Genomic DNA, 13272 nt, shown 5'->3' with positions numbered 1-13272 from the left:
TCGAGGTTAATTTTCCGCGACATTGCCCGGGAAGCGCCAACCAAACGCCCCCTCATCTAGCCTTTATCATGGTCAACGGGTCTTAATCTCCCTACCAGACGAACTTCGTCGTCCGGGTCTTTTCTTCCAGCAGATCGGTCAATTCGCGGGCGGCGGTTTCTTCCATGAAGCGGATCCGGATCGAGTGACCGGCGGGGTCCGAACCGGCGGTGTCGGCGGTCACCGCCGCCATTCCCCAGCGGCGGTCGAACGGATTCCGAGTCATCGAAACGACTTGAATCCGCGAATGGCGGACCACGCTCTGCCGCTTCACCAACCAACCGCTGCGAAAGGCGACCGCCGTCGGAGTGACCGCCCATCCGGCATACCGGAAATACCCACGGGCATACCCGAACGCCACCGGCACGAAAACCAATACCGCCAACGCCAACGTGCCGCCGGTCCACGTTAAAAAGAGTCCAGCCAAAGCGAGCGCGATCAGCCGCACCCGGAACATCCGCTTCCAGGTCCTCGGATGGAGCGAACGCCACTCGAGTTCCTCCCACTCGACTTCCGGTTGCACTTCGCGCAACACCCGGGCCGCTTCCCGTTCCGGCAGGATCGGGGCCAGCCAGCGCAAACTCGCGGGGTTCTCCTCGGTCCCGGACAAACCAGCCGTCTCCACTTTCAGCGAAACCCGGCGACACAACCGATGGAGCGGATTCGCCCGGAATCCGATCAATTGAATCCGGTGTTTCGGAATGGTGATCGCCACCCGGGTGAACAATCCATACTCCGCCCGCACCTGCTTTGAGTCGACGCTCAACGTGTAACCATAGTAACGAATAATTGAATACACCACCGACAACAGCGCCAGGACCGAGAGAATGACCAAAAAGATCCCCACCCCGATCCCGAACCACCCGAACGGGCCCAGCCCTTCGATGATCTCGGTCGGAGCCCGGCGGGTGAACCGGTCGATCCACCCGAGCAATACCGGCAACATTTGCTCCGCGATCCGTCCTTGAAAGAAGAATCCGAGCAAGGCCGCCACCAGGACCATCCCTCGATTCGAGACGAGCCCGTGCCGGATCAATTCCCCCAGACCAAGACGCAGAATCCGTCGCCGCTCTTCCCGAACCGGTTTCTCCACCGCCTTCTCCGCGTCCTCCGCCCCCTCCTCGCTTTCTCCGTCGCTCCCAATGCTTTCGACACGACTTTCGACAATCGCCGTCTCGCCCTTGGCCCGCTCCACCCGATCGTGCAATTCATCGATTTCGCGCTGCGCCAGCGCCTCCATCACCGCCTCCGCCTCGCTTCCACTCGCCGACTCCAACTGCATGCCGCTCACGCCGAAAAGCCGGTGGGCCGGATTCCTCAGAATGTTGATGTTCTGCACCTTCTCATACGCGATGTGCCGAACGTTTCGATACAACCAGCCTTGCTCGACCACCAACTCTTCGGCGGTAAACCGATAGCGATATCGGAAGTAGCGGATCAGGGCCAACCCGATCGATACCGAGAGCATCGTCCCGAGGAAAAAATACAGAAAAGGACCCCGCGCCGCGATCGCCCCGGCGATGATCGGAAACAACAGCCTGCGGACCGCTCCGGCGATATGGAACAGACAGGCGACCGGATGTTGCCGCCGCCATGGCGCCTCCTCCGGAACCGCCGGAATCGGGTTGGATTCAGGCGACTCGATCATCGGTCTTCCGGTCGAGCAAATGATCCCGCAACTTGGGCGCGAGTTCCTGGGAAAGTCCGTTCAAGGTGACCAGCGCAAAACGAGTCCCCGCCGTATGCACGACCAGATCCGACACCCCGTAACCGCGTTGCAACGGTCCTTGCGAAATGTCGGTGTGCTGAATCCGCGTCTTCGGCACGATCGTCTCCATTTTCCAAAACACCCCGCCCCGAATGATCAGGCAATCTTCCTTCAAACAATAAAAAATCCGCCGGTAACTTACCTTCGGCCAAACCCATGAATAGATACCCAACACCGGAAACAAACCCAACCACAACCCGAACGCCACCAGTCGCGGAGTCCGCCCGACGTCCGCCCCGAACTGGAAAAACATCAACGCGAAAAAGGCGATGACAATCATCACCGCCGACCCGATCGCCATATTGATCCGCCCGAGCGGAATCGAGTTCGGGTCGACATGATGAAATTCCCCGTCCGCCACGGATTCGACGGAAACCGGTATGGGGGGTGGCGATTGCGATAAGTTATCTTCCATGAGACAGAGAGACCATCATGACGCCCCGATCCCCGGAATGCAACGCGGGAGAAGGCCATGAGAAAATCGTTGCCGGGCATTCGTTGATAGGGGTAGGAACGGGGCCGAGGCCCCGCCCCTCCCTCCGAACCGGACGTGCAGATCTCCCGCATCCGGCTCTCCGGTTGATGATTGCTCTTTATCGAGACTGGCACGCTTCCCGATGGGCCCGTTCAAGGCTGAACAATCCCATCTCGGCGAAGTACTTGTTCGGATAGCGCTGGTGGTCGAGTCCGCGGCCGCGGCCTTTGCGCCCGGCACGCTTGCGCAGGATGCTGCGCAAACGCATCCGCACCCAACCGTCCATCCAGACGAAGGTGTTCTTGTGGGCGTCTTTGAAGTACCCGAACCACCCGACCAGCACCGGATTTATCTCCTTGATGATCGCCTTCAGCGAAACGCCATTGGTTCGTTTGGTTTTCGGTCGCAGGGTTGCGCGCAACTTCGTCAGGCTTTTCTGCCGGACATAGCGGTTTCCGTTTTCAAAACGGTAACCGAGGAACTCAAAGCCTTCCCGATGGGTCACCAACCGCGTCTTTTCGGGATGCAACGTAAGCTTGCGCCCGCGAGTCCATTCCGAGGTCGCGGCGAGGGCCATTTCGGCTTCCTCCCTGCTTCGCGCGAGAACCACGAAGTCGTCCGCGTAGCGGATCATCTTGTGGCCCCGGGCAGCGAGCAGGTGGTCGAGTCCGTTCAGATACAGGTTCGCCAGCAGCGGTGAGATCACCGCTCCCTGGGGCGTGCCTTTCTCCGTCGGTTCCCAGTCCTTGAGTTCGTTGACCACTCCTTGTTTCAGGTAGGATTCCAGCAAGTCGAGCACCATCCCGTCGGCCACCTTTTCGCGCACGAGCGCCATGAGCATGTCATGGTCGATCGTGTCGAAGTAGCTTTTGAGGTCGGCGTCGACTATCCATTCGTATCCTTCCTTGAGCAGACCGTCCACTTCCCGAAGCGCGTCTTTGCAGCCGCGTCCGGGACGGAAACCGTAACTGTGGGTCGAGAACCCGATCTCGAAGATCGGTCCGATCACCAGCAGCATCGCCGTTTGGACGATGCGGTCTTCCACGGTCGGGATGCCCAAGGGGCGTTTCTCTTTGCTTCCCGGTTTCGAGATATACACTCGTTTCACCGGGTTCGGTTCATATCGCCCGCTTCTGAGTTTGGCTTCCAGCTTGCCCAACCGAAGGTCGAGTTGCTCGCCATACTGATGCAGGCTGATCTTGTCGACTCCTCCACCGCCCTTGCGGCTTGCCACAATATGCCAGGCATGTTGCAGCGTGCGACGGCTGTAGAGTTTGTCTTTGAGGCTGAACCACTTGCCTCCCTTCACCCCCGATTTGAGGGCTGCCAGCATGGGATCGGTCCAGACCAAAGGGTCGGCTCCGAGTCGTTTGCGCAACTCGCGGGCCTGTCCGTCCTGGATAGCCGTTTCCGGCACTTGCGACGGGGTTGGTCCTTCGGTCATGAGCGACTTCCTTTCATCTTCCTGCCCTCCTTTGCTCCTCCGGAGTTACCCGGATTCATCGCTCCTACGAGGACTCTGACTTCTGATGGGCGACGGGACGTCCGATTTGGCTGAGCGTTGGTAACCCGGTCGCGCTCGTTCCGGGACGGTGTCGGACACAGGTCGGCCTTTCCCATCAGATCTCTCATCTTCATCGCAGACGTCCTTGAATGCATACTATCCCCAACCACCTCCATGCAGCCATGGCAGGGCTTTGCCGTGGGATCCGCCCTCCATGAGTCGCGACTCATTCGTCGCGCGTGCCTTCGCTCAACAACCCGCAGGCTCGGCCCGCATGACGGCCGTATCAGGTTCACTTTCGTTATGGTCTGCATTCTCTCTTTCCGTTGCTCTCCACCCCGCCTCGCGGCGACGCAGTTTCGGTTCGATTCGCGGGCAGCGCACGGTTTGCCCGGAACAGGTCTCGCACCTGTCAGACGTTTGCGACTTGATGACGCACGAGTCCCGCCTTCAGGCGGTCCCCCCCTCCCGACTCAAAGACCGGCTAAAGCCGGGACTCCAACAGGGCCGGCCCCGCCACTTCACAGAATACGCCCCAACGCTTCCCGTTGAATTTCGCGAAAAGTGCAGTTCATTTCCCGCAATTTCTTCTGAAACCGCGACCGCCTTTCCTCGTCGGCGAATTCGAATCCCATCAATGCCCGCCCGACTCGTTCGCCGCTGTAACTGTAGTTAAAATAACAGACATTGGTCATATCGGCGACCCCGGCCAAAAAGTCGTGCAGGGCGCCGGGCCGTTCGGGGAACTCCAATTTGATGAAAAACGGCAGCCGCATCATCCGGGCCCGGTAATGGATGATCCGGAACTCCACGTCTTCCTGGCCGGTGACGTCTTCATACCGGATGCCGCCTTCCTGCAGTTTCCGCTCCATCGCCGCATGCACCGGTCCCGCCGCGTCGAAGCCGATCACCGGCCATCCGCGTTCCGGATCGACCTTGCCGTATTGGAACTCCACGATGTTGAGCCCGTCCAGATACTCCTCCAAAAGCCGCAGCATCGAACCGGATTCCTCGGAAATCTCGAACCGGAGATACCGCCGCCGGGCGCCCCCGATTCCAGCATGCCGGGCGATCACGCCGAGTTGGGCGAAATCGACGTTCGCCCCGCAGACGACCGCGAGCGCCCGTTTCCCTTCCAACTGGTCCCGCTGCTGCAACAACCCGGCCAAACCCATCGCCCCCGACGGTTCCGGCACGCACCGGCGCGTCTCCCACAAGACCTGAATCGCCGCGCTCACTTCGTCGTTGCTGACCGTGATCAACTCGTCGAGCAACTCCCGGCAAAGGGGATACGTCAGATCCCCCGCCCGCTTCACCGCCGTGCCGTCGCAAAAAACGTCGACATAGTCGAGCGTCACCGGCGCCCCCGCTGCAAACGCCGCCGCCATCGAGGCTTGGTCGCGCCCCTCGACCCCGACGATCCGCATCCCGGGCCAATAGGTCCGCAACCAACACGCCACCGCCGCCGCCATGCCCCCTCCCCCGATCTGCAAGTAAACCACGTCGAACGGGCCTTCCCCCGACATCACGATTTCGTCAGCCAGCGTCCCTTGTCCCCCCATGGTCGCGATATGATCGTAAGGGTGGACGAACACCCGGTCGCCGAGCGCCGCCGCCTCATGCGCCGCTTTCGAAGCGGCATCGTAAGTGTCGCCGGTGAGAATCACCTCCACCGCCTCCCCTCCGTGCAGCCGCACCGCCGTCTGCTTCATCTTCGGAGTCGAAACCGGCATATAAATCGCGGCCCGCGTTTGCAACCTCCGGGCGGCCATCGCCACGCCTTGGGCATGGTTCCCCGCGGAGGCGGCGATCACCCCCCGCGAGCGTTCCTCCGCGGTAAGCAAGGCCATCCGGTTGTAGGCGCCCCGCCATTTGTAGGAATGGATCGGTGACAAATCCTCCCGTTTCAGAAACACCTCCGCTCCCGACGAAGGCACCTCGATCCTCTCCAACGGCGTCGAAGCCCCCACCGCATACACCCGCTGCCGCGCCATCAATATTTCCTGAACCAATCGCTCTCTCATGCCTGCCTATTCGCTAGGCCCGATCCTCCCCCACGTCAATCCACGGTTATATCCGATCCGTTGGAGTCCCGCATTCATGCGGTCCCTCCTGCAAAGACCGGCTGAAGCCGGAACTCCAACAAACACATCGTCAATCCACGGTTATATCCGATTCGTTGGAGTCCCGCATTCATGCGGTCTCCCCTGCAAAGGCCGGCTAAAGCCGGAACTCCAACGCAAACACCGTCAATCCACGGTCATAGCCGATCCGTCGGAGCCCCGCATTCATGCGGTCCCTCTGCTGAGACCGGCTAAAGCCGGAACTCCAACAAACGCCAACACATCACCCATCGTCTATCGTCTATCAGCTATCGTCTATGCGCGCCCCGCGCGCTCTGCGCCACAGTCAACGGCGGAAAGTCCGCGTGCAATGCCACCGTTCCGGTCCGTTCCAGGATCCCCCGGGCTTCCCCTTGCAATGCACGCCACCGGTCCCAATCGTAATCGGGAGCGAACGCGATCTGCCGCAGCAAACTCCGCCATTCCAGATAGGCCCGCTCGACATCGCCGGGTCGCAACAACTCCCCCGACTTCAACCGTTTCCCCGCCGGATTGAAATCCAACTCCCGCAACACTTCCGCCGCCCCGTCCCCATAATCGGGCGGCACCCCTTCCTCCAAATACCCGGCGTATTCTCCTCTCGGATACGTCTCCCGGGAGACGCTGCCCAACCGCGACCCACGCGCCACTTCTTCCTCCGAAAACCGGAAACCGGCCCGGAGGTTGGCGATGTCGTAAACCAATTCGTCGATCGGATATGTCTCGTCCTCCAAGGCCGCCGCGATCGCCAGCCCGTCCCCTTCGTAAAAGAAACTGAATACAATCCCCCGCCGGGTCGGCGCCCCTTCCCGGTCGACCAACTTCAATTGCCGCCAAGCCAGCGCGGGCGAACGCCGCCGCATCTCGCCGCCCGAACAAATCTCCAACTGATCGCAACTCCGGCACGCTTCCGGATACTCCCGGCGCTCGGGAGGCGACAAGAGCAACGCCTCTTCCGAATCCCGCCACCCTTCCACGGGTCGCTCCGAAAAATCGAGGCGAACGCTCAGGGTGTTCTTCCTCTCCACTATCTCGCGAACATCTCCGCCGCCGCTCACCGACGGGACCAACGGCACCACCCGCTCCCGGAACTCGGCTTCCGGCATGAACCGGGCGACGTCGATTTTCCGTTCCCGGAGTTTGCGCCGCAATCCTTTCGCCACTTGCACCCGGCCGGTATCCTCCGGATCCCGCGTCGCCACTGGTATTTCCCGTCCGTAACGCCGACCCCGCTCTCCTTCCGGTCCGGTCAAACGACAGAGATTGCCTTCGCCGACTCCGTCGAGGGTCGCCGCCACTTCCAACGCCGGACGCCATCGTCCGTTTCGAAAAACCTTCGCCTCTCCCAAGGTTCCCGCCGTCGGTGCCGCCGGTTTCGGCTCCCACCGCCCGCGGGAATTTTGCATTTCCAACACCGCCGTCTGCGCGAACCGCGCCCGCTCGGCGTCGACCCACAATCCACAGGGCCGCGTCCCGGTCCGGAGACTGTGCTCCACCCCGAGCGTGACCGGCTCCACGCTGAAGAGGCGCTCGCAGGCGTTGACCGCCTCGGCGAAGGGCTTCCGCCCTTGCTCCGCCGCCCCTTGCATGACTCCGACCAGACTCGGCCAATCGACCCGGCGCGACCGTTGCAAATAGAGCGGACGGGCGTCGCTCAAGCGGGGACGGCCGGGGGCGACCAAAACGTATCCAACTTCATCGAGTCCCCGGCGCCCCGCCCGTCCGAACATTTGCAGCAACTCATCCGGTCGGATCTCTTCGTGAAAATGATGGACCCGGTATTCGCGGTCGCTCACCAGCACCGACCGCATCGAAAAATTGATCCCGGCGGCGAGACCGGTCGTCGCCACCACGATCCGGAGTTGCCCGGCCTTGGCCAAAGGTTCGATCAATCCGGCGCGCTGGCGGTAACTCAATCCACTGTGGTGATACGCGATGCGGCGGCTCAACATCTTGCCCAACCGATCCCCAGCCAGATGCCGCTGCTCCGGCGTCAACACCAGCGGGTCCTCGATCGGATAAGCGGCGGCAAACATCCGGGCCAGCTGTTCGGCTCCCTTGCGTTGCGGCGCGAAAATCAGGATCGGACCGAGGTCGGCCTTCAAGGCCCGCGCCACCATGCGGGGCCAGAATCCGGTGATCTTGTTCGACACCTTTTCATGGATGCTTTCGAGAAAAACCTCCTCCTGCGGCACCGGGCGTTCCTCATGCGAGACCAGCACCGCCGTTCGTCCGATCCGGCGGAGCCATTCGACCACGTGCTCGGGATTCCCCACGCTGCCGCTCAACAGCAACAACTGGGTACCGGGAGGGAGGAGCGCCAGCGCCAGTTCGTAGCTCGTCCCCCGCGATTTGTCGCCGAGCATCTGGTATTCGTCGACGACGAACAATCCCGGCCCTTTCCGTTTCAAAAATTTCGATTTCTGGGTCTCGAGGGTGGCGACGACCACCTTCGCGTCGAGGTTCTCGGCGACATCCCCGGTGGAAATGCCGACATCCCACCCCCGCGCCCGCCATTCATGGAGTTTGTCGTTGGCGAGAGCCCGGGTCGGCACGGTGAAGACCGCCTGACGATCGAAACCGCCCTCCACCAACAATTCAAAGATGTAGGTCTTTCCGGCGCCGGTCGGAGCATGCACCACCACGTCATCCCCTCGCCGCAACGCGCGCAAAGCGTCCTGCTGCCAGAGATCCGGCACCTGGAGACTGATTTCGAGAGTATTCACCGGGATGATCCTTGCCCGGTCTAATCTCCCCCAAACCACCCCGAGAGCAAGACCGGAACTCACTTTCCCCACCCGCCGAGAAACTCCCTCCTATTCCGTCGAGCGGATCGAGACAGGCGCCTAACGCAATATGGCCTCGCCGATCCGCTTCAAACGCGAAACGTCGCGGCCGCTTGAATTCCGTTTCGCACCGCTTCGATCGCTTCCAGGTGATGGTTCCGAAACTCCGGAATGGTCGGCTTCCAAGGGGTCTGCAAGAAACCTTTCAAGCGCTCGGGCGCCAAGCGGGAAAGACAATACTCCACCATCTTGGGGAAATTATCGGAATACGAAAAATTGCTCCCGGTCGGCACTTGATCGAATCCATGGGCGTCGAAATCCAGGTATGGCGCGACCCGCGGAAGGCTTTGGTCGAACTTCTCCCCGTAATACCAATTGCTCTGCAAGACCGAACGGGGCATTTTCTCCAAAAAGGCCTCCGGGTGGTTCCAATAATAATCCGACCAAACCCACGCCCGCGCCTGTCGTTTCTCCACCTGATCGACCAGAAACAGCAAATCGTGCCACCAGAGATCGAACTGACGGATGACCGCGTAGTCGTTGAACCGCTGATGCTCGGCCGTTTCCTCGTCCATCCCGATATGAACGAAACGGGGCCGGTCGAAAAGCTCGATCACATCCGCGATCACGTTCTCGCAAACCTGGTAGTATTCTTTGGTGGATACGCGCCGATGGTATTCTCCGAGCCAGGTGTCATGGGTGGCGGAGAAGTTCAGTTTCGGAATCGGTTCGAGTCCGATCCCGCGCAGGCGCGCCAGTTCCTCTTGTAATTTGGCGACCGGCCAAGCGCCCTTGACGGCGATATCGGGTTGCGACGGAAACTCGATACCGTCGCCGACGTCGATCACCACCATGTTCATCCCGGCCGCGGCCATCGCCTCGGTCAACTCCCGCCAAAGGACGTCTTCGCACCGAAGATAGGGACGATACCCCCGCACCTCCCTCTCCGGAGCAATCCGGTCCTCCCACATGTTGTAACTCAAATGCAGCAAGTTGCCCCAAATGAGCGGTTCCTTCAAATTCCCTCGCGCCATAATCCAACAATGATTTACCTCCACCGACCCGGCGAGCCTCTATTCATCAAACGCCTTAGACCATAAAACAACAATGCGCTCCCGCTCCTCCGCAAAGGAGCGGCGCGCTTCAGCCGCCGTCGTTGCACGTCCGCATCTCCGGCCCCTTGCCTGACGGTCGCTCCTCAGGTAAGGGTTCCCTCGGGGAACGGAATGCCAGAAAGCTTGTAACACTTCTCCATCACCGCCACCCGCCGCCGGATCGCTTCCGGGGTGATTTCCTGCGCTTTTCCCTCCCGGAGGATTCCATAAAGCTTGTCGTAAAGGTCGAGGGTCGGTTGGTTGGCGGGGGTCCCGCCCGCGCCGGAGTCGGCTCCGTCGACCGATTTCCACGCACCGGTTTCCCACTGCTTTTCTTCGCTGTTGTAGCTCCGATCGGGAGTCGGGTTCAAATCGAGCTTGCGCTCCGGCATCGACGACCAATCGACCCACTTCCACTCCAATTCCGAGGCGGTTCCACGCAATCCGCCCGAGGTGCCGCAAACGAACCAGCGGTCCTGCGGATACGCCGCGGTGCAAAACAGCTCGATCTCAATCGTCGGCGCGTCTTTTCCGCGAAGAATGATTTTCACCTCGTCTTCAGCTTCCCCGAGCGCCATCGAACGACGTAATTCGCAGGAGACTTCAGGTTCGCCCGGACCAAACAATTCCAATGCGTGGTCGAGCGGGTGCGGGGCGTTATTATAGAGCTGCCCGCCACCCCAATGACGAGAAGTCTGCCAATCCCAACGGCGGCTGAAGCCGTGCCAAGCGGACCGAATGAAAGTGATCCGCCCAAGCCGTCCACTCCGGCACACTTCCAACACCTTCTGGAAATCCGGTTCGAGCCGGCGTTGTTGGAAGGCCTGCAACACTTTGCCCGACCGCTTCGAGGCCGCGATCATCGCGTCGACATCGGCCGTGGTGAAACCGAACGGTTTTTCGCACAAAACGTGTTTCCCGGCCTCCAAGGCGGCGATCGCCTGGCGGGCGTGAAACTTGTTGGGGGAAGCCACGATCACCAGATCAACGTCCGGATCCGACCAGACCTCCTCCGGTTTATCGCAAGCTTTCGCCTCCGGAAAATCATCGTGTTTCCGGCGCTCGGGCAACGGATCGTAGACCGCCGCCACCGTGAAACGATCACGCATTCCGCGAATCGCCTTGGCATGGATGCCGTATCCGCTCCGGCCGAAACCGAGGATACCGACTTTAATTGGATTGGTGTTCATATGTGTGAAATCAAACTACCCGGACGCTTCCCCCCGCGCCGCGTCAACGGTTTCGTCATGCAGAAATACCCGCCGAAAGCTGTATTGATCGTGTCGATACCAGGTAAGAATTTTACATGCGCCCCCGGCCCGAGTGAAGAAATCGGCGCGTTCAACCAGGACTGGAGCGCCGGGACGGATTTCCAGGAGCTTCGCCAACTCCTTCCCCACCGCGTCGGCTCGAAGTTCGAAAGCGGTTCGCTGAATCGGTTCCGGCTGCTTCCGGCCCCAGACCGCTTGGAAATCGAATTCAGCCAAATCCTCCCGGTCGAAACGTTGGGCATAAGGAGTCGCCACCCAACCCTCGTCGACCGCGATCGGCACCCCGTCCAATCGGTCCACCCGCCGAAATCGCAGAACCTCGGTTGACCGTTCAATTTCCAAATCCACCGCCAATCCATCGGACGCCGTCTCCCACCGGCACTCCAACACCTCCCGATGCATCCGTTCCGCCTTCAACTTCACAAACTCCGTAAACGAGGCGCGCGTCGGCCAAGCCCGGCCCGGATTCGGGCTCACGTAGGTGCCCGACCCCCGACGCCGACGCACCAGCGAATTCTTCTCCAGCTCCTTGATGGCCAACCGAACCGTGGTCCGGGACAACTTCTTGGTCTCCACGATCGAAAGCTCCGGAGGTAAACGTTCCCCGGCCTTCAATTCCCCCGACCGAATCGCCTCCTCGAACTCCGCCGCCAACTGGCGGTAAGCGACACCGGCTCGGTCTTTCGTCTTGGTTCCCCCCATATCGATAAGTTGTTACTACAATTTCACGACATGATGTCAAGCGAGACCGGGTAGGGCCCGCAATGAACGCGGCTCTCCAACACAGGAGAACGGGCTTTCCAGCCCGTTTGAAGCCGCGGACCAGACGGAGCTGACCCTCCCCGAGACCGGACAATAACCGCATGAATGCGGGTACTCCAACAGGCGGATGAAATCGCGGTGCCCCCTCATCGACCACTCCACCGCGCGACGCCGCCATCGATTTCCAGCTGCGTTCCGAACTCTTCGCTCAGCCGCTTCAATTCCACCAACGGTTCGACAACATCCGTCAACTTCGGCCAACCGCGCTCTTCCGGAGGCTTGCCGAAACCGAGCGAAATCGGGTAAAACTCTAATGCCGCCAGCACCCCCTTCCGCATCGTCCATCGGGCAACCACCGAATGCCACACCTTTGGGTTCATCCCCAATCCCACGCGTCCGCTCTGACTCCGCACTCGCATCGCCTCGGAACCTGTCGCCGAAGAATCGATACGATACTGTTCGTAAAAATCAGCCGGCTGATACGGAACCGATTCGTTCTGAAAAATGAAATTACCCAAACTGTAAAAGATCGGGCGTCCCCGGTATACTTCGACACCCCGCAAAATATGCGGCCCGTGACCGATCACCGCGTCGGCTCCGGCATCAATACAAGACCGGGCCGCCTCGATGAGAAAATCGGCCGGGTGATCCTTTCGGTTTCCCCGCATTTCATGGGAATGGAGGCTCACCAATACCAACCCCGCCGTCCGCCGCGCCGCCGCGACCCCCTGGTGCAACCGTTCCAGATCTCCGGCATGCGCCCGCGTGAACATCCCTTCCTCTCCACCCTCGCCCACCTCCTCGAACAAGTGCGAACCGAACCGGACGGTCCCGGAGGGATCGGGGAGATCAAAGCCTTCCTTCACCCGCAGGTTCCGCCGCTCGTTGATTCCGCAGGCCTCCGCCAAGACCTGGATTTCTTTGATCCGTTTTCTGGATACACGGAAACCCTCGGCGAACCTGAGCGGGTTCACTCCCGGACGACCTGACACGTCGGGCCGTGGATTCCCCGCGATCCACGATTCGTGAAACGAGGAGGCCGCCGCCAGACACGCCACCCGTCCTCCCGCGCAATCGAGAAATGCGGGCGAGGCGGCTTCCGGCAGATCGCGTCCCGCACCGGCGTGGGCCCACCCCTTTCGCTCCAGATTATCCCGAGTCGCGAGCAATCCTCCATGCGAGTAGTCGAGCGTGTGGTTGTTGGCCCAGGTCAGGAGGTTAAACCCATACCTCCGCAGATCGTCGAGCGATTCCGGCCCGGTGGTCGCCCACGTTCCGCCGCTCTGGGCCGAAGGAAAACCTTCGGTCCGCCGCACCACCACCTCCAGGTTCGTAAAGCGGACGTCCGCCTCCCCCATCAGCTCCGCCAATGCCGCCGCATCGGTGTCACCGGGCGACAAACGGCGCGTAATGAAAGAGTCGCCCGTCGCCGTCAGTTTGAATTCGCCCGGATTCATTCGTATTCAACAGG

Annotated in this window: 9 protein-coding genes; all 9 read right to left on the bottom strand. The window is 60.8% G+C overall.

Annotated features, from left to right (window positions below; translation table 11 throughout):
* Positions 1-91 precede the first annotated feature (91 nt).
* The gene (locus ACWUI2_RS08975) at positions 92-1687 is read right to left on the bottom strand and encodes a PH domain-containing protein (protein ID WP_486982515.1); all 1596 of its coding nucleotides are present in this window, start codon (positions 1685-1687) and stop codon (positions 92-94) included.
* Entirely contained in the window at positions 1671-2222 is a 552-nt protein-coding gene (locus tag ACWUI2_RS08970; protein ID WP_486982514.1) for a PH domain-containing protein, read from the bottom strand. Before ACWUI2_RS08970 ends, ACWUI2_RS08975 begins: the two co-directional genes overlap by 17 nt.
* A gap of 178 nt (positions 2223-2400) precedes the next feature.
* A complete protein-coding gene (ltrA, locus tag ACWUI2_RS08965; RefSeq protein ID WP_486981817.1) occupies positions 2401-3726 on the bottom strand; it encodes a group II intron reverse transcriptase/maturase in 1326 nt (441 codons plus the stop codon).
* Positions 3727-4307: 581 nt separating this feature from the next.
* A complete protein-coding gene (locus tag ACWUI2_RS08960; protein ID WP_486982513.1) occupies positions 4308-5810 on the bottom strand; it encodes a pyridoxal-phosphate dependent enzyme in 1503 nt (500 codons plus the stop codon).
* Positions 5811-6157: 347 nt separating this feature from the next.
* The gene (locus tag ACWUI2_RS08955; RefSeq protein WP_486982512.1) at positions 6158-8614 is read right to left on the bottom strand and encodes a DEAD/DEAH box helicase; all 2457 of its coding nucleotides are present in this window, start codon (positions 8612-8614) and stop codon (positions 6158-6160) included.
* Between the two features lie 149 nt (positions 8615-8763).
* Positions 8764-9708, bottom strand: coding sequence for a Tat pathway signal protein (locus tag ACWUI2_RS08950; RefSeq protein WP_486982511.1), 945 nt, complete (start codon positions 9706-9708; stop codon positions 8764-8766).
* Between the two features lie 164 nt (positions 9709-9872).
* A complete protein-coding gene (locus ACWUI2_RS08945; RefSeq protein ID WP_486982510.1) occupies positions 9873-10958 on the bottom strand; it encodes a Gfo/Idh/MocA family protein in 1086 nt (361 codons plus the stop codon).
* 15 nt (positions 10959-10973) lie between these two features.
* Positions 10974-11741: a GntR family transcriptional regulator gene (locus ACWUI2_RS08940; RefSeq protein WP_486982509.1), complete on the bottom strand. Its 768-nt coding sequence runs from the start codon at positions 11739-11741 to the stop codon at positions 10974-10976.
* Positions 11742-11947: 206 nt separating this feature from the next.
* Positions 11948-13258 (bottom strand): CapA family protein, encoded by a 1311-nt coding sequence (locus tag ACWUI2_RS08935; protein ID WP_486982508.1) that lies wholly within the window; start codon positions 13256-13258, stop codon positions 11948-11950.
* Positions 13259-13272: the final 14 nt, after the last annotated feature.

The organism is Verruconatronum alginivorum (genome assembly GCF_056590205.1).
The sequence above is the reverse complement of the archived record's forward strand: the minus strand, read 5'-3'. Positions and strand labels throughout refer to the sequence as shown.